The sequence below is a fragment of the Faecalibacillus sp. MSK20_93 genome, from assembly GCF_020589945.1.
GTDB classification, from domain to species: Bacteria; Bacillota_I; Bacilli_A; order Erysipelotrichales; family Coprobacillaceae; genus Faecalibacillus; species Faecalibacillus intestinalis.
Window position 1 is genome coordinate 34,238 of sequence record NZ_JAJDKA010000012.1, and the last position, 22,922, is coordinate 57,159.

At 30.0% G+C, this 22,922-nt stretch carries 24 protein-coding genes and 1 pseudogene; 16 read left to right on the plus strand and 9 right to left on the minus strand.

All coding sequences use genetic code 11. From position 1 onward, the window contains the following. Positions 1-9 precede the first annotated feature (9 nt). Both LJD34_RS05485 and LJD34_RS05490 read right to left on the minus strand, forming a co-directional pair. The gene (locus tag LJD34_RS05485) at positions 10-1,689 is read right to left on the minus strand and encodes a Na/Pi cotransporter family protein (protein ID WP_227359377.1); all 1,680 of its coding nucleotides are present in this window, start codon (positions 1,687-1,689) and stop codon (positions 10-12) included. A gap of 98 nt (positions 1,690-1,787) precedes the next feature. After that, a complete protein-coding gene (locus LJD34_RS05490) occupies positions 1,788-2,810 on the minus strand; it encodes a YeiH family protein (protein WP_227359378.1) in 1,023 nt (340 codons plus the stop codon). 157 nt (positions 2,811-2,967) lie between these two features. Between LJD34_RS05490 and LJD34_RS05495 the strand changes: the two genes are divergently transcribed. The 14 genes from LJD34_RS05495 (at position 2,968) to LJD34_RS05560 (ending at position 15,000) form a co-directional block, all read left to right on the plus strand. Then, on the plus strand, positions 2,968-3,966 hold the full coding sequence (locus LJD34_RS05495; protein WP_227359379.1) for a GtrA family protein: 999 nt from the start codon (positions 2,968-2,970) through the stop codon (positions 3,964-3,966). Positions 3,967-4,129: 163 nt separating this feature from the next. Then, positions 4,130-4,357, plus strand: coding sequence for an acyl carrier protein (gene acpP, locus LJD34_RS05500; protein ID WP_022000698.1), 228 nt, complete (start codon positions 4,130-4,132; stop codon positions 4,355-4,357). 103 nt (positions 4,358-4,460) lie between these two features. Then, positions 4,461-4,886 (plus strand): acetyl-CoA carboxylase biotin carboxyl carrier protein, encoded by a 426-nt coding sequence (locus LJD34_RS05505; RefSeq protein ID WP_032091725.1) that lies wholly within the window; start codon positions 4,461-4,463, stop codon positions 4,884-4,886. Beyond that, entirely contained in the window at positions 4,879-6,237 is a 1,359-nt protein-coding gene (locus LJD34_RS05510) for an acetyl-CoA carboxylase biotin carboxylase subunit (protein WP_227359380.1), read from the plus strand. The genes LJD34_RS05505 and LJD34_RS05510 overlap by 8 nt, the downstream gene beginning before the upstream one ends. Next, a complete protein-coding gene (accD, locus tag LJD34_RS05515; RefSeq protein ID WP_032091814.1) occupies positions 6,237-7,103 on the plus strand; it encodes an acetyl-CoA carboxylase, carboxyltransferase subunit beta in 867 nt (288 codons plus the stop codon). Before LJD34_RS05510 ends, accD begins: the two co-directional genes overlap by 1 nt. 2 nt (positions 7,104-7,105) lie before the next feature. After that, entirely contained in the window at positions 7,106-8,026 is a 921-nt protein-coding gene (locus tag LJD34_RS05520; RefSeq protein ID WP_022000694.1) for an acetyl-CoA carboxylase carboxyltransferase subunit alpha, read from the plus strand. Positions 8,027-8,037: 11 nt separating this feature from the next. Continuing rightward, complete coding sequence (locus tag LJD34_RS05525; protein ID WP_117851100.1) at positions 8,038-8,949, plus strand: beta-ketoacyl-ACP synthase III; 912 nt, start codon at positions 8,038-8,040, stop codon at positions 8,947-8,949. Positions 8,950-8,959: 10 nt separating this feature from the next. After that, the gene (locus LJD34_RS05530) at positions 8,960-9,886 is read left to right on the plus strand and encodes a DUF561 domain-containing protein (protein ID WP_227359381.1); all 927 of its coding nucleotides are present in this window, start codon (positions 8,960-8,962) and stop codon (positions 9,884-9,886) included. A 1-nt stretch (position 9,887) separates the two neighbouring features. Then, the gene (locus LJD34_RS05535; protein WP_227359382.1) at positions 9,888-10,931 is read left to right on the plus strand and encodes an NAD(P)H-dependent flavin oxidoreductase; all 1,044 of its coding nucleotides are present in this window, start codon (positions 9,888-9,890) and stop codon (positions 10,929-10,931) included. Further along, entirely contained in the window at positions 10,928-11,830 is a 903-nt protein-coding gene (fabD, locus tag LJD34_RS05540) for an ACP S-malonyltransferase (protein WP_227359383.1), read from the plus strand. Before LJD34_RS05535 ends, fabD begins: the two co-directional genes overlap by 4 nt. A gap of 1 nt (position 11,831) precedes the next feature. After that, on the plus strand, positions 11,832-12,584 hold the full coding sequence (fabG, locus tag LJD34_RS05545; protein WP_032091719.1) for a 3-oxoacyl-[acyl-carrier-protein] reductase: 753 nt from the start codon (positions 11,832-11,834) through the stop codon (positions 12,582-12,584). Between the two features lie 11 nt (positions 12,585-12,595). Further along, entirely contained in the window at positions 12,596-13,837 is a 1,242-nt protein-coding gene (gene fabF / locus LJD34_RS05550; RefSeq protein ID WP_022000688.1) for a beta-ketoacyl-ACP synthase II, read from the plus strand. Beyond that, positions 13,837-14,262 (plus strand): 3-hydroxyacyl-ACP dehydratase FabZ, encoded by a 426-nt coding sequence (gene fabZ, locus LJD34_RS05555; protein ID WP_022000687.1) that lies wholly within the window; start codon positions 13,837-13,839, stop codon positions 14,260-14,262. Before fabF ends, fabZ begins: the two co-directional genes overlap by 1 nt. Positions 14,263-14,310: 48 nt before the next feature. After that, complete coding sequence (locus tag LJD34_RS05560) at positions 14,311-15,000, plus strand: biotin--[acetyl-CoA-carboxylase] ligase (protein ID WP_117347363.1); 690 nt, start codon at positions 14,311-14,313, stop codon at positions 14,998-15,000. Positions 15,001-15,010: 10 nt separating this feature from the next. Here the strand turns inward: LJD34_RS05560 and LJD34_RS05565 are convergent, their stop codons facing one another. The 7 genes and pseudogenes from LJD34_RS05565 to LJD34_RS05590 form a co-directional block, all read right to left on the minus strand. Then, positions 15,011-15,454: a PD-(D/E)XK nuclease domain-containing protein gene (locus LJD34_RS05565; protein WP_227359384.1), complete on the minus strand. Its 444-nt coding sequence runs from the start codon at positions 15,452-15,454 to the stop codon at positions 15,011-15,013. 127 nt (positions 15,455-15,581) lie between these two features. Then, on the minus strand, positions 15,582-15,743 hold the full coding sequence (locus LJD34_RS16385) for a hypothetical protein (protein ID WP_264474789.1): 162 nt from the start codon (positions 15,741-15,743) through the stop codon (positions 15,582-15,584). 48 nt (positions 15,744-15,791) lie between these two features. Further along, positions 15,792-16,601 (minus strand): annotated as a pseudogene (locus tag LJD34_RS05570) (AAA family ATPase); the annotation flags it as partial. 288 nt (positions 16,602-16,889) lie between these two features. After that, positions 16,890-17,888 carry a hypothetical protein gene (locus LJD34_RS05575; RefSeq protein WP_147579706.1) on the minus strand — a complete coding sequence of 333 codons (999 nt, stop codon included), beginning with the start codon at positions 17,886-17,888 and terminating at the stop codon, positions 16,890-16,892. 1 nt (position 17,889) lies between these two features. Beyond that, positions 17,890-18,600 (minus strand): CpsD/CapB family tyrosine-protein kinase, encoded by a 711-nt coding sequence (locus LJD34_RS05580; protein WP_227359385.1) that lies wholly within the window; start codon positions 18,598-18,600, stop codon positions 17,890-17,892. A gap of 2 nt (positions 18,601-18,602) precedes the next feature. Further along, a complete protein-coding gene (locus LJD34_RS05585; RefSeq protein WP_117832340.1) occupies positions 18,603-19,385 on the minus strand; it encodes a tyrosine-protein phosphatase in 783 nt (260 codons plus the stop codon). Between the two features lie 2 nt (positions 19,386-19,387). Continuing rightward, entirely contained in the window at positions 19,388-20,074 is a 687-nt protein-coding gene (locus tag LJD34_RS05590; protein ID WP_175301608.1) for a YveK family protein, read from the minus strand. A gap of 287 nt (positions 20,075-20,361) precedes the next feature. On the opposite strand from LJD34_RS05590, the gene LJD34_RS05595 reads away from it, so the two are divergent. Next, positions 20,362-22,239 (plus strand): polysaccharide biosynthesis protein, encoded by a 1,878-nt coding sequence (locus LJD34_RS05595; protein WP_118573540.1) that lies wholly within the window; start codon positions 20,362-20,364, stop codon positions 22,237-22,239. Positions 22,240-22,351: 112 nt separating this feature from the next. After that, positions 22,352-22,864, plus strand: a complete 513-nt coding sequence (loaP, locus tag LJD34_RS05600) for an antiterminator LoaP (RefSeq protein ID WP_227359386.1) — start codon at positions 22,352-22,354, stop codon at positions 22,862-22,864. The last annotated feature ends 58 nt before the right edge of the window (positions 22,865-22,922 follow it).

Sequence of the window (22,922 nt, forward strand, 5' to 3'; positions counted from 1 at the left end):
CCTATTTTTTTATGCTTCTTCTATTTCTGGTTTAATCATTTTCATTTGTTTCATGATTTTGCGAATATGATATAAGCTTTCAGCAATATTTAAACCATGATCACCAATTCTTTCAAAATCAGTTAAGATTTTTGTGTAAATAATACTGTTTTCAGTTGAACATTTTTTTTCTTTTAAACGAATTAATTGATTAACTGCGAATTGATGTTGTGTTTTATCAATATTATCTTCCATAACATCGACTTTATCAACGATATATTTAAATTCATCATAATCCATAATAATAAGTTCATCTAAAATATTATTACATAAACTTTCCATAATACTTATTTCTTTTAAAGCATCTTGAGAAAAATGGGTATCATCTTCTGCTAATCTTTGAGCTCTGTTAGCAATATTGATTGCATGATCACCAATTCTTTCTAAATCAGAAGATAGTTTTAAAAATAATATAATTGTTTGAGAACCTTCTGTAGGGAACTCGTTTGAAATAGCTGCAGTTGTAAAATCAATAATTTGTTGATTTAAATAATTAATATAGTTTTCATCTTTTAGAAGACGTTCGTATTTTTCTTGATCAAAATGATTTAAAAGTTCAAATGCTCTTTTAACATTATGATTCGCTACATTTAACATATGTTGAGTTTCATTAAACAATTGAGTATTAGCGATAGCACTTGTTCCAATATGACAATCATTTTCAAAAATACTGAAATCTAAATATTTAAGAGACATATGTTCGCTTTCTTCTTTATCTTCAGGTAAAATCTTAGTTGCTAGATCAACCAATTTAGTCCCAATTGGAAGTAATAATAAAGTTGTTGTGATATTAAATATTGTATGTACATTAGCTATTTGAGCAGCTACGTTATTTGGTGTAATACTTTCAATTAAATGAGCAAATGGGAATAATAAACTAATCGTTACAAAAATAACAGTTCCGATAATATTGAAAGATAAATGAATAATTGTTGTTCTTTTAGCATTCTTACTTGTTCCAATAGAAGCAAGAACAGAAGTAATGCAAGTTCCAATATTTTGACCAAATAATACATAAATAGATGATGATAAAGTCATAACACCACTTTTAGCTAAAGCTTGTAAAATACCGACAGATGCTGATGAACTTTGAATAAGTGCAGTAAATAAAGCCCCTACGATAATACCAATAAGTGGATTTTGGAACTTAGAAATCAATCCTACAAATTCAGGCATTGTTCTAAGTGGCACCATAGCCTTTGACATTGTTTCCATTCCAATAAATAAAATACCTAAACCACCAATAACCGTACCAATAGCATCTAATTTCTTGCTTTTAAAGAAAACAATCATGGCAACTCCAATAAAAGCAAATAATGGAGCAAGTGCAGTAATATTGATAGCAATCAATTGACCTGTAATTGTTGTTCCAATATTGGCTCCCATAATTACCCAAACAGCACTTGTTAAAGACATCAATCCAGAGTTAACAAATCCAACGACCATGACAGTTGTCGCTGAAGAAGATTGAATAACAGCTGTAACTAAAGCTCCAACTAAAACTCCTAAAATACGATTAGAAGTTAATTTTTCTAAAATAGATTTCATTTTATTTCCGGCAGCAAGCTCTAATCCATTAGACATCATATTCATTCCATAAAGGAAAAGCGCTAAACCACCTAACATTGAAAAAATATTCGATAGTTCCATATATATATTCCTCACAATCCGTAAGTAGATTAACACTTTCTTAATGTGAAGTAAATAAACTTAACATTAACTTAACAAAAAAAGCTCCTAAGAGCTTTTTACCATATTCCAAGAAGATGTTGCATGAATAAACTCATACAAGCAATACATATCCAACAAATAAAACCTAAAATAATTGGTTTACCACCATTTTTAATCAATTTAATAACATTTGTATTTAAACCAATAGCCACCATTGCTAGAACAATAAAGAATTTACTTAATTCTTTAAAGGGTGTAAAGAAATCAGCAGAGACTCCCATTTTAATAGCAACTGTTGTAATAATAGAAGCTAACACAAAATAAATGATAAAAAATGGAAAAACTTTCTTTAAATTAATTTTTTGACCATCTTTATTCTTTCTTAACTTAAAAAAAGATATAACCAAAGTAATCGGAATGATTGCAAGTGTTCTTGTAAGTTTAACAGTTACGGCTTTATCTAAAGTAGCACTTTGTAGATGGTACATTGAATCCCACGTAGAAGCTGCTGCTGTTACAGAAGATGTATCATTAATAGCAGTACCAGCAAAGATTCCAAAAGCTTCACCGCTTTTTGTAGAAAAACCTAACAGTGTTCCAAGTGTAGGAAATAATAAAGCAGCAATCATATTAAATAAAAAGATAACAGAAATACTTTGAGCTACTTCTTCATCACTGGCTTCAATAACAGGTGCTGTAGCCGCAATGGCTGAACCACCACAAATAGAAGAACCAACACCAATTAGAGTAGAAATCTTACTTGGAATATGCATGATTTTATGTAACAGGTAAGCGACAATTAAAGATGTAGAAATCGTAGCTAGAATGATTGGTAAAGATTGTTTTCCTGTTTGTAACACGACCGATAAATTCATTCCAAATCCTAACAAGATAACCGCATACTGTAAGATTTTTTTTGATGTAAAAGTGATGCCTGATTGTAATTCGTTTTTATCTTTAATAAATAAAGTAATGATCATTCCAAGAATAATTCCAAAGACAGGACCACCTACAATAGGAAACTTCTTTCCTAAAAACCAACAAGGAATGGCAATAATCAAACATAATAACATTCCTTTATAATTCTTTTTAAAATTCATAAACTCTCTCCCTTTTAAACAAAAGTAGTTTAGCATAAAAAATAGTAAATAACTAGAAACTCATAAATTAATTAAATTAAAAATTAAGAATAATTTTTTCTCATAAGTTTGTACTTTAAAACACATTCATGTATCATAAATATGATGAGGGATGAATATGTTTAGTAAAATGGTTATTTTAATACCAGTTTATAATCCTAGGGAGAGGATTATAAACTATGTTAAAAAGTTAAAAGAAAAAAATTATGATGTTGTTGTAATTAATGATGGCTCTGATGAAAATTATCATGCTGTTTTTGAAAGGATGATCTATGATTGTAAAATCATTAATTATCCACATTTTAAAGGAAAAGGCTATGCTTTAAAAAAGGGATATCAGTATGTTAAAGAACACTTAAAGGATAAAAAAGGAATTCTTATTTTAGAAAATGAATATGATTTAAAATTGGTTGATCAAATGAGTCAATCAATTAATGAGGATGCATCTAAATTCTATTTTGTGCATCATCAAGGGAAAAAGATTTTATCTCAATTATTTTCACTTATTTATAATCAAAAATTTATCAATGTCGACAGTGAATTGTTTGGCTTTTCAACATCTTATTTAGATGAAATGCTAGAAGTTGATGAAAACTGTTATGAAGTACAAGCTCTAATAGATCAAGTACAAAATCAACATGATATAGAAGAAATCAAGGTTAAAAAATTATCACAAGAAGCTTTTCATCCAAAAAATAAAACTTCTCAAATTATTTATGTTATCTTCTTACATCTTATTCGCTTTGTATCTTCCTCTATTATTAGTTCTATAATAGATGTTTTATTAGCGTGGATTTTATTAGATGTTTTAAAAATATGGATGACAAGTGATTTTTGGCGTATTGCTCTAGCAAGTCTTATCGCTAGAGTTATTTCTACAATTGTTAATTATGTAGTTAATAAAAAATATGTTTTTAAAGGAAAAACAAACAATAGACAGACAGCTATTCGTTTTTTGATTCTAACAGTTATTATTACAATTTTATCTACTTTATTTGTTTATGTGGCATCGATTTTTAATATCATGTCAGAAAAACTTGCGAAACCAGTAGGGGATTTACTGTTATTTTTACTTAGTTATAGTGCACAAACAAAGTGGGTATTTCATAAAGAATAATAGGATAAATCAATGATTTATCCTATTTAAAAAAAAATTTTTTAAATAAAAAATGTTGATAAAATCAAAGAAAATTAAAAAAATAAATAAATTTGAACTTCAAAGTATTTACATTTTATGTTCTTCGTGTATAATACAAACCGTATTCAAGGAGGAAAGTAAAATGGATTTTGAAAAAGTAAAAGAGATCATTGTTGATTCATTAAGTTGTGATGAAAGTCAAGTTACAATGGAAGCAAATTTAAAAGATGATTTAGAAGCTGATTCTTTAGATGCTGTTGAATTAATTATGCAAATTGAAGAAGAATTTGAAGTAGAAATTCCAGATGAAGTTGCTTCTAACATGAAAACTGTTAAAGATATCGTAGATTATATTGAAGCAAACAAATAGTAAAGAGGTGTCGCTGAGGCGACTATATATTTTATAATAAGCTTTGAAATTCAAAGCTTATTATTTTACTATATGCTTTGAACTTCAAACAAAGGAGAATGCTATGAAATTAGATTTCATTAAACAAATTATGAGTGAGTTTGATCAATCAAATGTCACTAAAATGAAAGTAGAAATAGATGATTTAAAAATAGAATTAGAAAAAGAAAGTGAAAAAGTTGAATATGTAAAACCATTAGAAAAAGAAAATAAAATGGTTGCAGAAGTTAATACCAAAGAGTCTACAGGTACACCTGTAAAATCACCAATTGTAGGTGTTTTCTATGGTGCAAGTTCACCTGAAAGTGATCCGTATGTTACTGTTGGAAAGACAGTTAAAAAAGGAGATATTATTTGTATTATTGAAGCAATGAAGGTGATGAATGAAATTAAGGCACCATGTGATGGAACGGTTACATCAATTCTTGTAGAAAATGAAGCGCTTGTAGAATATGATCAAGCTTTAATGGTTATTGAAGAAAATGTTTAAAAAGATATTGATTGCTAATCGCGGTGAAATAGCCGTTAGAATTATTCGTTGTTGTAAAGAAATGGGAATTGAAGCCGTTGCTGTTTATTCTTCAGCAGATGCCACTTCTTTACATGTTCAATTAGCAGATGAAGCTTACTGTATTGGACCTGCTAAAAGTAGTGAGAGTTATTTAAATATGGAAAATATTTTATCAGTAGCTACTTTATCAGGGTGTGATGCAATTCATCCTGGATTTGGTTATTTATCTGAAAATTCGACGTTTGCCAGACTTGTTGAAGAATGTGGTATGACTTTTATTGGTCCAAGTGGTGATGTGATTGATCAAATGGGGAATAAAAGCGTTGCTCGACAAATGATGATTGAAGCAGGAGTTCCAGTTGTTCCAGGAAGTGATGGCAGTATTGAATCTGTCAGTCAAGGAAAAGAAATTGCTAGAAAGATTGGTTATCCGGTTTTAATTAAAGCTTCTGCCGGTGGTGGTGGAAGAGGTATGAGAAAATGTTTTAAGGAAGAAGATTTTGAAAATGCTTATTTAACAGCTAAAGCGGAGGCAAAGGCTTGTTTTGGTGATGATGATATGTATATGGAAAAATTGATTCTAAATCCTAAACATATTGAATTTCAAATTTTAGCTGATCATTTTGGTAATGTTATTCATTTAGGAGAAAGAGATTGTTCAATTCAAAGAAGAAACCAAAAGATGATGGAAGAATCTCCAAGTAAAGCTTTAAGTCAAGAGCTTCGAGAAAAGATGGGAAATGATGCTATCAAAGCAGCTAAAAAAGTAGGATATGTTAATGCAGGAACGATTGAATTTGTTTTAGCACCGGATGGAAAATATTATTTTATTGAGATGAATACGCGTATTCAAGTTGAACATCCAGTAACAGAGATGGTAACGGGGGTTGATTTGGTTCGTGAACAAATTAGAATAGCTGCACATTTAAAATTGAATTATAAACAAAGTGATATTGAATTAAAGGGACATGCCCTTGAATGTCGTATCAATGCTGAAAATCCTCAAGAAGGTTTTAGACCTTCACCAGGGATTGTTAGTAGTTTACATATTCCAGGAGGTTTTGGGGTACGTATTGATACAACTTTATATCAAGGTTATCAAGTGTCTTCTCATTATGATTCAATGATTGCTAAGGTAATCGTTCATGGAAGAAGTCGTATTGAAACAATTCGTAAAATGCGTAGGGTCTTAAGTGAATTAGTGATTGATGGTATTGATACGAATCAAGAATTACAGTATTTGATTTTACATGAAAGTGATTATGTCAAAGGAAATTTTGATACAAGTTTTATTGAAAAACATTTAGATGAGTTGGTGAATGAAAGATGATGGAACAGTTATTTAAGGAAAGAAAAGAAAAACTTCATTTATTTAAGTCATTAAGAAAAAAAAGAGAAAATGAAAGAAAAGAAGTTCCTGAAGGACTTTATACAAAATGTCCAAAGTGTAAAGAATTGATTCTTACAAGTAAACTTAAAAAAAATATGTCAGTTTGTCCTCACTGTGGAAATCATTTAAAGATTACTGCTTATGAAAGATTAGAAATGATTTATGATCAAGGGAAATATAAAGAACTCTATAAAAGTACACAAAGAGTAAATCCTTTAGAATTTCCCGGATACGATGAAAAATTAGAAATTCTACAACAAAAAACAGGTTTAAATGAAGCTGTTGTTGTAGCAAGTGGAAAAATAAATGGGACAAAGGTGATTACTTGTGTGATGGATTCACGTTTTTTAATGGGTAGTATGTCTTCTATTGTAGGTGATAAAATCACGAAAGCTATTGAACATGCAACCAAAAGAAAGTATCCACTCATTATTTTTACAGCTTCAGGAGGCGCTAGAATGCAAGAAGGAATTTATTCCTTAATGCAAATGACAAAAACCTCCGCAGCTCTTGCTAGACATCATCAAGCAGGTTTACTTTATATTTCCTATATTACCCATCCAACAACAGGAGGAGTAACAGCTTCATTTGCAAGCTTAGGAGATATTATTATTGGTGAACCTCAAGCATTGATTGGATTTGCAGGAAGACGTGTCATTGAAAGTACGCTTAAACAAAAATTACCGGAAAACTTTCAAACAACAGAATTTATGGAAGAACAAGGATTTGTTGATTTAATTGTGAAACGTCAAGAAATGCGTTCAACACTTATTAGAATTTTAAAAATGCATGGTAAGGGGGCATAAAGATGTCTTTAAGTCAAGTAGAAAAAGAAATTGAAAAGTTACAAAAAGAACTTCTTGATTGCAATCAAGAAAGAAAAAAAGAAATCGAAAGTCAAATCAAAAAACAAGAAGAATATTATCAACATCTTTCACCTTATGATCATGTTTATCTTGCTAGAAAAAGTACACGACCAAATATTAAAGATTATATCAATCATCTCTTTGATGATTTTATTGAATTACATGGAGATCGTTTAGCAAAAGATGATGGTTCAATTGTTGGAGGTATTGGTTTATTTAATCAACAACCTGTAACAATTATTGGTCATTTAAAAGGAAAAACTTTAGAAGATAATTTAAAATGTAATTTTGGAATGTCTTCACCAGAAGGCTATCGAAAGGCAATGCGCTTAATGAAACAGGCAGAAAAATTTAAACGACCTATTATTGCTTTTGTCGATACTCCAGGAGCTTATCCAGGAATGGAAGCAGAAATGCATGGAATTGGAGAAGCAATTGCTCGAAATCTTTTAGAAATGTCTCTTTTAAAAGTTCCTATTATTACTATTGTTATTGGTGAGGGAGGTTCTGGAGGAGCTTTGGCTTTAAGTGTGAGTGATCGCTTAGTCATGTTAGAAAATAGTGTTTATTCGATTTTATCTCCTGAAGGATTTGCTTCTATTTTATGGAAAGATCAAGAAGGAAAGCGTGTTGCAGAGGCTGCAAGCTTAATGAAATTAACAGCTAAGGATCTTTATGAGCGTCATATTATTGATCATATCATAGATGAAGATTTAAAAGGGGCTACTGTTGAAAGTTATGAAGTTTATCGACAAATAAAAGAATATTTAAATACAAATCTTAAAGAATTACAAAAGTTATCGACATCTCAATTGATTAATAAACGTTATGAAAAATATAGAAAGATAGGACAAGTATTTTAAAGGAGAAAAAGATGAATGGAATTGAAATTGTTTCTACAGGTTATGCCAAAATTGAAAAGACTTTAGATAATCAACAACTTGAACAAATGGTAGAAACATCTAATGAATGGATCGTTTCACGAACGGGTATTTTAAAAAGACATCTTTCAGATAAATCAAGTGCCTTTCTAGCTATTGAAGCTGCTAAAAAAGCAACTCAAAATCAAGATTTAAGTCAACTTGCTTTAATTATTGTAGCTACGATGACACCAGAAAATAATACGCCAAGTAATGCCTGTCTTGTACAAAAAGCTTTAGGTTTAAATCATCAATCAATGATGTGTTTTGATATTAATGTTGCTTGTAGTGGTTATGTTTATGCTTTAAAAGTTGCTCAAAGCTTGTTAGAAGAAAATCAATATGGACTTGTTATTGGAAGTGAACAATTAAGCTCTATTGTAGATTATCAAGATCGTAATACGTGTATTTTATTTGGAGATGGTGCAGCCGCTACGTTGATTAAAAAAAGTCAAAAACTTTTTTATAGTTATTTAGATAGTGATGGAAATGAAGAAGTACTATTTTCTAAAAGAAATGATTATTTAAAAATGAAAGGTCAAGATGTTTTTAAATTTGCTATTAAAGCAATTCCTTTAAGTATTGATCATGTCTTAAACCAAGCAAAAATGACATTAAATGATATTGATTACGTGATTTGTCATCAAGCAAATGAAAGAATTATTAAACATGTTTATAAAAAATATCAATGTTCAAGTGAAAAGTTTTATATGAACTTACAAGAATATGGAAACACCTCAGCAGCGAGTATTCCATTAGCTTTAGCGAAGATGAATGAACAAGGATTACTTCAAAAAGGAATGAAAATCATTCTCGTTGGCTTTGGTGGAGGACTTACTTGGGGTGCAATTTTAATGGAATGGTAAGGAGAACAAAATGAAATTAAATGAGTTATTAAATATTAAATATCCTATTATTCAAGGAGGGATGGCCAATATTGCTACCGGTGCCTTTGCTGCGAGTGTTTCTAATGCAGGAGGTTTGGGTTTGATTGGAGCTGGAGGAATGACTGCTAAAATGTTAAAAGCAGAAATTCAAGCATGTAAAAAATTAACAAATCAACCTTTTGGTGTCAATATTATGTTACTCAATCCAGATGCCAAAGAAATGGCACAAATCGTTATTGATGAACATGTCCCAGTTGTGACAACTGGTGCTGGAAATCCAGGTGTATATATAAAAATGTGGAAAGAAGCAGGAATTAAAGTTTTACCTGTTGTTCCTAGTGTGGCTCTTGCTAAAAGATTAGAACGTGCAGGTGTGGATGGTTTAATTGTTGAAGGTTGTGAAGCAGGAGGACATATTGGTGAGGCAACGACTATGGCGCTTGTTCCTCAAGTTGTAAGTAATGTTTCTATTCCTGTTATTGCTGCAGGAGGGATTGCCAGTGGCAAGCAAATGTTAGCAGCTTATGCCTTAGGTGCTTGTGGTGTACAAATTGGAACAGTTTTACTCGCAAGTAAAGAATGTCCAATTCATGAAAATTATAAACAAGCAATTTTAAAGGCAAAAGATACTTCGACAACTGTTACAGGAAGAATTAATGGAACACCAGTAAGAATCTTAAAAAATAAAATGGCAAAAGCTTATATTCAAAAAGAAAAAGCAGGAGCAGATATGATGGAACTTGAAAAATATACTTTAGGTTCATTAAAAAAAGCCGTTTTTGAGGGAAATGTTGATGAAGGTTCTTTGATGGCAGGACAAGTTGCAGGAATGATTCATGAAATTAAACCCGTTAAACAAATTTTAGAAGAAATGATGAGTGAGTTACAAGAAACTTATTCAAATTTGGAGATTTAAAATGTTAGAAATCAATCAAAAAAGCTTAACTGTTCCTTTAATTCAAGGAGGAATGGGAGTTGGTGTTTCTCTAGGAAGTTTGGCAGGGCATGTTGCTAAGTGTGGAGCGATGGGGGTTATTTCTACAGCGCATCCAGGATACAAGGAAGATGATTTTGAAAGTAATCATCGTCAAGCAAATATTCGTGCTTTAAAAAAAGAAATTTTAAAAGCACAAAAGCTTTCTCAAGGAAAAGGTTTAGTAGCTATCAATGCGATGGTTGCTTTAAAAGATTATGAGGAATTGATCAATGCAGCATTAGAGAGTAAAGTTGATGCTATTATTTCAGGAGCTGGACTTCCTTTACGTTTACCAGAATTGGTAAAAGATCATGATGTTTTAATTGCTCCAATTGTTTCAAGTGGTAAAGCCTGTAAGGTAATCATAAAACATTGGCTCAAAAAATATCAACGTACACCAGATTTTATTGTTATTGAAGGAAGTCAAGCAGGTGGACATTTAGGGTTTAAAAAAGAAGATTTAGAAAATCAAACATGCCAAAGTTTAGAAGAAATTTTTAAAGATGTTGAAGAAATTGTAGAAAATAATAAATTGAACATTCCTATTTTTTTAGCAGGAGGAATCAGTCAAAGAAGTGATGTTAAGCATTTCTTTGATCTAGGTGTCGATGGTATTCAAGTAGCAACACGCTTTATTACAACTTATGAATGTGATGCTTCTATCAAATATAAAGAAGCCTTCTTAAAAGCTAGAAAGGAAGATATTGGTTTTGTTTCTTCTCCTGTCGGAATGCCAGGAAGAGCAATGCAAAATAGTTTTGTTAAAAAAACCAAGAAAGAAAAAATACCTGTTAAAAAATGTTATCAATGTTTAATTCCTTGTGATGTTAAAAATACACCTTATTGTATTTCAAGAGCTTTAATAGAAGCAGTTAAAGGAAATTTAGAGGATGGTCTTATTTTTACAGGAGCTCATGGTTATAGGCAAGATCATTTGATGCATGTTGATGAAGTGATTCATGAATTAATGGAGGATGACAAATGAAATTAGGAATTATTTATGCTGGTCAAGGAAGTCAAGTTGTGGGGATGGGAAAATCATTTTATCCTCATGAAATCTTTGATCAAAATGAAGATTTAAAGGAATTATGTTTTAATGGACCACTTGAAAAACTATCTTATACACCATATACCCAACCATGTATGGTGATGGTTGCAACAATCATTACAGATTTATTAAAAGAACATGGAATTGTGCCTGATTATACAGCAGGTCTTTCTTTAGGGGAATATTCAGCATTATATTGTGCAGGTGTTTTTAAAAGACAACAAGTGATTGATCTTGCGCGTTTTAGAGGAAAAGTCATGCAAGAAGCAGTATCAGAAATTGAAAGTGAAATGATTGCCGTTTTAGGAATGAAGGAAGAACTTTTACAAGATTTGTGTCATCAAGCAAGTTCATTAGGGGTTGTTTCTATTTCTAATTATAATTGTCCTGGTCAACTTGTTGTTGCTGGTGAAAAGAAGGCTGTGGAAAAAGTTAAAGAATTAGCTTTAGAAAATAAAGCGAGAAGAGTGATTGCTTTAAATACGAGTGGACCTTTTCATACGTCTTTATTAAAAGAAGCGTCACTTGCTTTAAAAGAAAGATTAAAAAAAGAAACTTTTCATGAAATGAAAATACCTGTTATTTTTAATACCTTAGGTCATGAAATCGAATGTCAATCAATACCAGAAATTTTAGAAAAACAAGTGATGTCACCTGTTTACTTTGAAAAAAGTATTCGCTATATGATAGATCAAGGTGTTGATACGATCATTGAAGTAGGACCAGGAAAGGTATTAAGTGGTTTTGTTAGAAAGATAGATCGAAGTATTCAGCTTTATCAAATAGAAGATATGGAATCATTGAAAAAAACAGTGAAAGCTTTGAAGGGAGAATAAAATGAGATTAGAAAATAAAATTGCTCTTGTTACAGGTGGAGGACAAGGTATTGGTAAAGAAATTGCTAAAACATTAGCTTTAAATGGTGCTTTTGTTTTAATTAATTATATAGATTTAGGGAATAATCAAGAAATTGCTCAAATGACAAAAAATGAAATTGAAAGTCTTGGAGGAAAATGTGAAATCTTACCTGCAAATGTAGCAAGTTATGATGAAACATTAGAGATGTTTAAAACAATTAAAAATGAATATGGAAGATTGGATATTTTAATTAATAATGCAGGAATTACAAAAGATGGCTTAATGTTACGCATGAAAGAAAATGATTTTGATGCAGTTATTGATGTCAATTTAAAAGGAACATGGAATTGTATGAAACATGCGACAAAATTAATGATGAAACAAAAATATGGACGTATTGTTTCCATGTCATCTGTTGTAGGCGTTATGGGAAATGCTGGACAAGTCAATTATGCTGCTAGTAAATCAGGAATTATTGGAATGACAATGTCTCTTGCTAGAGAGGTTGGAAGTCGTGGTATTACTGTTAATGCAGTAGCACCAGGTTTTATTCAAACAGCAATGACAGATGTTTTAAGTGATGATATTAAAGAACAAATGAAAAGTCAAATTCCTTTAGGAGCATTTGGAAGTGTTCAAGATATTGCAAATGCAGTTGTTTTTCTAGCAAGTGATGAAGCAAAGTACATTACTGGACAAACATTGCATGTTGATGGTGGCATGGCTATGTAAAGGAGAAGCATATGAAAAGAAGAGTTGTCGTAACAGGAATAGGTGCTTTAACACCTATTGGAAATAATGTAAATGATACATGGAAGGGTATTTTAAATCATCAATGTGGGATTGATTTGATTCAATCATTTGATACTTCAAATATGAAGGTAAAAGTAGCAGGTGAATTAAAGAACTTTGAAGCTACTGAATATTTAGATAAAAAAGATGTTCGTAAAATGGATAAATTTATTCAATATGGACTGATTGCAGCTAAAGAAGCTATCAAAGATTCTAAATTAGAGATAGATTCTATAAATCATGATCGTTTTGGGGTAGTAGTATCAAGTGGTATTGGAGGATTAGGATCTATTGAAGAAAATCATCAACGTGGTTTAAAGAAAGGATTTGATCGTGTTTCTCCATACTTTATTCCTATGACCATTGTTAATTTAGCAGCTGGTCAAATTGCCATTGCCTTTAAAGCACAAGGACTTGCTACATGTCCTGTAACAGCTTGTGCGGGAGGAACAAATGCTATTGGTGATGCCTTTAGAAATATTCGTGATGGTTATTTAGATGTAACCATTGCTGGAGGTTGCGAAGCAAGCATTACTCCTCTTGGTATTGGTGGTTTTACATCAATGAAAGCTTTAAGTGAATCACATGATCCCAAACGTGCCTCCATTCCTTTTGATAAAGAAAGAAATGGTTTTGTCATGGGCGAAGGAGCAGGAATGCTTGTTTTAGAAGAACTTGAACATGCTAAAGCAAGAGGGGCACATATTTATTGTGAAATGGTAGGTTATGGTGTTAGTTGTGATGCTTATCATATGACAGCTCCAGCTCCTGAAGGTATTGGAGGTGCTAAAGCAATGATCAATGCACTTCAAGATGCTTCTCTTGAAGCTAATCAAATTGATTATATTAATGCTCATGGAACATCAACACCGATGAATGATAAGTTAGAAACGGCTGCAATCAAAAAAGCTTTTAAAAATCATGCTCATAAAGTAGCTGTATCTTCAACAAAAGGAAATACAGGTCATTGTTTAGGAGCTGCTGGTGGAATTGAAGGTGTTTTATGTGTTAAAGCATTAGAAGATAACTTTATTCCAGCAACTATTAATTATCAAAATTTTGATGAAGAATGCGATTTAGATATTGTCGCAAATCATGGAAGAAAACAAGTATTAAATTATGTAATGTCAAATTCATTAGGTTTTGGAGGGCATAATGCCTCAATTATTTTTAAGAAATATGGAGAAGAGTAATGGAACTTAATAGTAATCAAATACAAGAAATCAATCCTCATCGTTATCCTTTTGCTTTAGTAGATCGAATTACAGATTATAAACCAGGTGAGTATGCTAAAGGAATCAAATGTGTCAGTGTTAATGAAATGCATTTTTGTGGACATTTTCCAAGTCATCATGTCATGCCAGGAGTTTTGATTGTTGAAGCTTTGGCACAAGTAGGATGTATTGCTATTTTATCAAAAGAAGAAAATAAAGGAAAAATTGCTTTCTTTGGCGGTATTAAAAATTGTCGTTTTAAAGGACAAGTAACACCAGGGGATGTTTTAGAAATGGAATGTGTTCTTACTAAACAAAAAGGACCCGTAGGAATTGGTGAAGCTATTGCAAAAGTAAATGGTAAAGTTGTTTGCAAAGCTGAACTTACATTTGCAATTCAATAATCTTGAATTGCAATTTTTTTTATTTTATCATGATAAAGAGGTGAAACTATGAAACTGATAGAGCTAGAAGAAGTTGATTCAACAAATGATTATTTAAAAAGAGAATATCAAAATTTACCTATGCAAACATGTGTCACTGCCAAATATCAAACAAAAGGTAGAGGTAGAAATGGTCATGTTTGGGAAAGTCATGCAAATGAGAATTTGATTATGAGTTTTTTATTTAAAGATTTTCATAAAATAGAAGATGCTTGGAAAATGACACAATTAGCAACATGTAGTGTTGTTGGTTTACTTGATCGTTATCGTATTAAAGCAACGATTAAATGGCCTAATGACATTTATGTCGATGGAAAAAAGATTTGTGGTATTTTAGTAGAAACAATTTTAGATCCTGATTTAAAAGGAGTCATTGTAGGAATAGGATTGAATGTTAATAATGAAGATTTTCAATCAATGAAACAAATTACTCATAAAGAGTATAAAATATCTAAACTTGCTATTGGACTGAAAACATTTATGTTGATTTATTATAATTTATATCAAACAAATCAGTTTCATAAGGTTTTAGAATACGCTAATAGTATTTCTTATTTAAAAGATCAATGGGTAGAATATGGTGATTATGGAGAAGTTTGTTTTCAAAAGCTATTAGATGATGGTTCTGTTTTATTTGTTGATCGACAAGGAAAAACATATAAACAGGTAATTAATGAAATATCTTTACATAATAAATAAAAGTGCAGGCTTAAGCTTGCACTTTTACAATATAACAGTATTTCTTATAAAAGGATATGCCATATCCTTTTACATGAAGATATCCCTCATTGATGATTTCTTCTTCATATTTATTATCAATGATTTGTTGGGCTCCTTCACTTGCATCACTTATTAAATCTTTAACGCTCTTAGAATGTTTACATTCTAAAACAAGAGCTGTCTGAAAGATTTGTTTAGGTAAGATACATAAATCAAATCTTCCATGCACCGCTTCTCGATTTGATTTGATCTTTTTACCACTAAAGAGTCCTAATAGAAAACCATGATAAAAAGATTCTTCATTATCAAAGTAACTGATACTTCTAGATAAGATATCTCCTAGTATTTCATTTGCTTGATCTACATCTCCTTTAACAAGACTTTGATAAAGATCTTCTTTTCTTACAAAAGTATAGTCTTCAAAATAAGACATGAAAGTTTGTTTATAGATTTCATAGACTTCTTTATTGGGAATAATCAGTTTATACTTATTTTCTCCTAAATCTTCTTTTATCTTTAAATATCCTGTAAGTAAAGGAAAACTATAGATATTATTAATATTATTTCGTTAAAGACTTTCCTTGAATGAGTTGTTCAAATTCTTCATGAAGTTCATCACTGCCATTTTGAATATAGTTGACAACAAGATCATTTCCACTGGTATTTGCCCAGAAGGAAATAGGTTTGTTATCTGAGCTATTTAATTTACAATCAACATACATAAGTGTACTCCAAGGATTATAGATTTCGATGTTTCCAAATAAATAACCATCATACCATTCTTTAACTTCATCTACATAATCTGTTAGATTATAATCTTTTAATAATTGTAAGATTTCTTTTTACTCATTTTTTGATTTATAAAGAATAGAATAGGCTTTAAAATTATTTAAACCGGTGAAGATACTTTCTTTAGAAATACGAAGACAACCTGCCATGATTCCTTTTTCTAAAGCATCATTAGTTTTAAGTGCTGAAGAAAAGACATTTCTTAGAAATTCTACCATTTCATAATAATAGTTATATTGATAAGCAGATTGTAAAGGTACATCATATTCATCAATAAGAATGATGACTTTTTGATGATAATGTTTATAAAGAAAATATGAGATATTGAATAATAATTTTTCTAATTCATTATCTTCTGTTTCATTATCAACATATTTTTGAAAAAGTTTCTTTTCAGAAGCTAATAATCTCTCACTATTAAGCAATTCAAGATGACTTTTTGCACACAAACAAATAACTTCTTTAAAGCGATTCATTTGTTTTTCATAGGAACTATTTTTCATATCTTTTAAAGTAATGAAAAGTGTTGGATATTGATTTTGATGTTTTATAGCTTCTTTATTTTTAGAAATGTTTAATCCATTAAATAAATAAGCATTATCCTTTTCTTTAATAGAAAAGAAATAATAAAGCATCGACATATTAAGAGTCTTTCCAAATCTTCGAGGTCTTGTAAAAAAGACACTCTGTTCGTTTAATACATTTTCAATAAGATTTGTTTTATCTACATAATAAGCATTTTTATCAATCATTTCTTTAAAGTTTTCAATTCCTATAGGTACTAATTTCATAAATTATTCATTTCCTTATGTTTAATATAATTTTAATTAGTTAAATTATATATTGTTGTAAACTAAAAATCATTGGATAGATTGTCCAAGATTTGTTGGAATAAAAGATGAATATATGAAGAATTATTTCTTTGATAATATCGAGCTATAAGAATGAGCATAATATAAAAGTGTACTTAATGAGTACACAAGTTGTTAACTAAGCTTTAGTAGTAATCTCTCGTTATAAGGGTTCAGGGAGACTAGAGCTTTTATTTTATATAAAAATACCTCCAGTGGAGGTATTTTCTATTTGATATAGTGTAGTTCTTGTAATTTTTGATAGACTTGGTTTGCAAGTAATTGATTGAATGTATCATTACCTGCGAATTTGTCTTCTTTTAGAAGACTTGATGGGATATAGCTATTTGTAAGATCTTTTTGATCTTCTTCAGTAGCTGTAATATTTGCATCTTTTAAGCCATTTGTAAGAAGATAAGTTCTAAAGTCTAAGAAGTGATCTTTATGTTCTTCTTTTAAGATGTTATTATCGTCTCTTACAAGGTTGTTTTGTCTTTTTGATGTCATTGATACAACAATATATTTTTGTGTTTTAATTTGGTTTAAAATAGCTCTTTGATAAGTGATTGTACGATAAACATCTTGGTTGTTTTGTTTATCATAGTTTCCAGAAAAGATAATAACGATATCATTTTCATTGAATTCAGGAAGTGTTGCTTCGATTTGTGCAGGAGCTGTTAGGGTAACAGCTTTTCCAGATTTGTCTCTTGTAAATGTATGAATATTACGAGATGAATCGTAAGCTAAAGTTCCTTTAATACCTTGAATGGTAACTTCATCGAAGTTTGATCCACTATTTTTTAAAGCTTCTACTTGTTCACCTTTTTCATTATAGAAAGTAAGGTCTACAGCTTCTTTATCACCAGGGATGGTGATATTATTAGCGAAAATCTTTGTTCTTCCTACACGAATAGATAAATCAAAAGTTGTATCTTGGTTTCCACCGAATTTAATAATTTCACTATTTGTAAGTGATTCTAAATTAAGTGGGTAACTAGCAAATTCACTTCCCAAGGTAAAGCTATCGCCAATACAATAAATACGTTGACTATTTTTTTCCTTTTTTGTTTTTGTTTTTGTTGTTTCTTCTTTTGTTGTAGTTGTTGTTTTTTCTTCTGATTGGTATTTTTTAGCGTTTTGACTTGTTGAAAAACGGTCATAACCAATTAAACCAACAATCATAGCAAGTAAAACAACAACAGTAATAGAAAAAGTAACTTTTTTCATATTAGTAATAGTAGTAATGACTACCAGATATAGATTTTGCTTTTGTTAAAACACTTCCTAAAACGTTTACATTATTTCTTTGAAGTAGTTTTACACAATTTGCAGCATCTTTTTTATTAGTATCTTGTGAAGAAATAGCAAAAATAGTCCCGTCAACGGCATTTCCTACAGGAATGGCATCAGATATCATTCCAACAGGAGCACAGTCAATAATAATGAAATCAAAGGATTTCTTTAATTCATTAATATAATCTTTAAATACATGTGATCCTAATAATTCAGAAGGATTAGGAATATGAATCCCACTTGTTAAAACAGCCATAGTACCTGCAAAAGAAGGATCTTTTACACTTTGGAAGTATTCAACATTTAATTTTTTAGTTTGACGATATTCAAGTAAAGCATCTGTTAAACCATGTTTGTTTGATAATCCCATATATTTATGTAAAGTATTTTTTCTTAAATCACAATCAATTAATAAAACTCTATTATATTTTGTTGCAAAAATATAAGCAAGGTTAATAGATAGTGTTGTTTTTGCTTCACCAGCTTGTGATGAAGTAATACAAATTGATTTAATGTCTTTGTCTACTGTAGAAAATTCAATGTTTGTACGAATATGACGAAAGATTTCAGTATAATCAAATTGGCTATGTTTTTTATTTTTCTCTAAAATATTTAATGTTTTTCTTTTACTCGTTTTTTTTGCCATAATTATCTCCTTTTAAATATTTTTTTAAAGAAGGATGTTTTTCCTTCAATAGGATCAACTTCTTCATTGTTGATGATATGTAGAGGATTTTCATACATTAATGTATGAATATCTTCATAACTATATTTCTTTACAAGTAAATCAAAGACTTCTTGTAAACAAGGAGAACGATGTCCGTCACAACGATGAGTATCCGTTGCAATTACATGAAGTAATCCTTGATTTAATAATTGATAAGCAAACTTTTGAGCATGTTTACCATGATATCCCAAAAAGCTTGTTGCATTAACTTGAATAAGATAACCATTATCTATAAAATCTTGAATTCTTTCGATATCTAAAGAATCTTTAAAGTATCTTTCAACATGAGCAATAACGGGAGTATATCCTTTATATTGAATTTCATAAAGACGATCTTCTACTTCATTTTCATTTCCTAATTCTTTTCTAACATCAAATTCTACAAGTAAATAATGGGTATTTTCAATAGGTATAAAGATGTTTTGTTCAAGTGCTTCTAGATAATCATGATTTAAGAAGAGTTCACACCCTTCTAAAACCTCAATATTATAAACTTTAGCAAGCTCTTTTAAATCATGAATTCTATCTTTAATAATTTCTAAATCTTTTAAAGTATGTTTTCCAGAAACAACATGAGGTGTTGCGACAATCGTAGAAATACGATTATTTTTAGCTTTTTCTAAAGCCTTTTTAGCATCTTCAAGTGATGGCATTCCATCATCTATATCCCATGCATAATGACCATGTATATCAATAAAAGCCATAACTAATCCTCAAAATAAGGAATAACGCCAAGATTTGGAATTTCTAAATATTTTTCAACGTCTTCTTTAGTATGTAAACGATTATCTAACATAAATCTAATAAAGATAATACCAATACTTAAAATAGCACCTACTAAACCACCAATAACTATATTTTTAGGAACACTTGGTGAAACAGGTGATGTTTGAAGTCTTGCATCATCAACTGTTGTAATATTGTTGATATTTAAAGTTTCTTTTACTTCATTTGTGAAGACATTAACCGTTGTATCAACAATTTTTTTACTGAGTTGTGGATCAGTTGTTGTTGCTGAAATAGAAATAATTTGGGTATCTGTTTCATTTGAAATAGATAAAGCAGAAGAAACAACATTTGTATCAACGTTTAATTCTTTAGCAACTTTACTTTGAATATTGTTTCCTCCAAGTAAAGCTACATAGTTTTTAGTCATCGAATTATTTGAGTTAATTTGTGAGTAATCAACAACACCCTCGTTAACTTCTGGTTTTGGGAAGATTCTAGCTGTAGAAGCATATTGTTTTTTAACAAAGAAAATAGTAAAAGCTCCCACTAAAATCGCACAAATTAGTGTTGAAATAATAATGATATGTAAATGTTCTTTTAATACTTGAAACAATTCAGCTAAATTAATTTCAATCTCTTCATTTTGGATTTCTTGATTATCCATTACTTAATCTCCTTTAATACATATTTTTATAAACAATTATAGATACTACGTCGAGGCTCATTATCTAACAAAAGCCTTTAAAAATCAACAGAATTAGATTTTTTTATAGAAGTCTTATTATATATGGAAAGGAAAAGTCATAAATTTGATCGTTTGGTTATAAAAATCGACCGTTCAGTAATTATTTATTGATAATTTAAAAAATCACGGTATAATACGTTTGATTATAGATGAACTCCAAAATACGTCGTATTAACTTTAAAAATTGAGGGGGGGGGGGTACAAATATGTACAAAAATAAGAGTCAATTATTATTTAGAAGACTATGTTTGATAGTAGTAGATATAATAAGTATTATTTTATCTTTCTTCTTATCAGCATTTATTGCATATGACGGTTCTATGGAATTAAGCTTTTTAAAATATACTTATTTTTTTATACCTATTTTACTCATAGGAAGTCTATTCTTCTTTATTATAATGAAGCTTTATGATAGTTTATGGAGCTATGCTTCCATTAATGAATTATTAAATGTTATTATTGCTTCAATGTGCAGTTCAATTTTATACTGTATTTTATGTTTACTCATTCCAGTCCATCCGCCGATAAGTACAATATTTTTATATTTATTATTATTACTTGTTTTCATAGGTGGAAGCCGATTTGGTTATCGGTTTGTTCGTCTTTATGCTTCAAGACATTACTTGTTTGGTAGAAGTGATGATAATGAAAGCAAAGTCATGATTGTTGGTGCTGGTTCAGCAGGTGAAAAGATTTTAAGAGAAACACTTGTTTCGACAAAACTTCATAAAAAAGTTGTTTGTTTCATTGATGATGATGCAACAAAACACAATAGATGCATTCACAATGTTCCTATTGTAGGGGGAAGAAATGAAATCCTTACACAAGTTGAAAAATATAAAATTGATGAAATCTATGTAGCTTTACCATCAATAGATGATAAAGAAACATCTAAGATTTTAAATATTTGTAAAGAAACCAAATGTAAAATAAAAAAATTACCTGGTATGTATCAATTCTTGAACGATGAAATTACTTTAGAAAAACTAAAAGATGTTGAAGTTCAAGATTTACTTGGAAGAGATCCTGTCCAAGTAAACTTAAAAGAAATTATGGGTTATGTAAAAGATAAAGTAGTTATGGTTACTGGTGGAGGAGGATCTATTGGATCTGAACTTTGTCGACAAATTGCTGCAAGTAATCCAAAACAATTGATTATTGTAGATATTTATGAAAATAATGCTTATAACATTCAATTAGAATTACAACATAAATATCCAAACTTAAATCTTGAAACCATGATTGCTTCCGTAAGAGATGCTGTTAAAATCAATGATTTATTTGCTTATTACCATCCAGATATTGTTTATCATGCAGCAGCACATAAACATGTACCATTAATGGAAGATGCGCCACATGAAGCAATTAAAAACAATGTTTTTGGCACATACAATGTCGTAAAAGCAAGTCATACATATGGTGTTAAGAAATTTATCTTGATATCTACAGATAAAGCAGTTAATCCGACAAATATTATGGGTGCTTCAAAACGATTATGTGAAATGGTTGTACAATCTTATAACAAGATTTCAAAAACAGAATTTGTTGCTGTACGTTTTGGAAACGTATTAGGTTCTAATGGATCCGTTATTCCTTTATTTAAAAAACAAATTAAAGAAGGTGGACCAATTACCATTACACATCCAGATATCATTAGATACTTTATGACAATACCTGAAGCTGTCTCTCTTGTCTTACAAGCAGGTGCCTATGCTAAAGGAGGAGAAATCTTTGTTTTAGATATGGGAAAACCGGTTAAGATTTTAGATATGGCTAGAAACTTAATTAAACTTTCTGGTTTAGAACCAGATGTAGATATTAAAATTGAATTTATTGGGTTAAGACCTGGTGAAAAACTTTATGAAGAAATGTTGATGAAAGAAGAAGGAATGAAAACAACGCCTAATAAGATGATTCATATTGGACAACCAATTCAATTACCTGATGATTTCTTTGATCAATTAGAAGATTTACGTCAAAGTGCATTTGATGAAGATAGTGATATTAGAAAAGATGTTCAATATATGGTAGATACTTACCATTATGATGAAAATACAACACATGGTGTGAAAAACAAAGGATAAAGAAGTTAAACGAATCGTCGCTTTGTCGCGTTCGTTTCCTTTATCTCATATATTAGAAATTAGTCCAATAAATCTATTGGATAGGCGAAGCATACTCAAATGGAGGTTTTTTATGTTTGATAATTGGTATGTAGTTCAGGTAAGAACAGGAAAAGAAGAAGAAATTGTTAAAAAATGTCAATTCTATATAGACCATGATATTTTAATTGATTGTTTTATTCCAATCACGAAAAAGAAGTATCATGGTACATGGCATATTGTTGATGATATTTTATTTAAAGGGTATATCTTTATAATCACCAATCAAGTAGAACAACTTTATACTCAACTCAAAAAAGTACCATATCTTACAAAACTCCTTGGAAATGATGGAAAAGAAATCTATCCCATCTATCCACAAGAAGCTATGTTTCTAACAAAATTTTCAAATAAAGATCATGTTGTTGATATTTCTAATGGTATTATTGAAAACGATAAAATCATTATTAATGAAGGTCCTCTCGTTGGTTTAGAAGGACTTATTACAAAAATAGACAGACATAAACGTATTGCTTATGTTGATGTAGAACTACTTGGAAAGCTTACAAGAGTTCAAGTAGGATTAGAAATTATTAGTAAATCATAAAAAGGGGCTGTAAAGAAACCTAACCTTTTGGATTAGGTTCATCAGCCTCTTTTTTTAG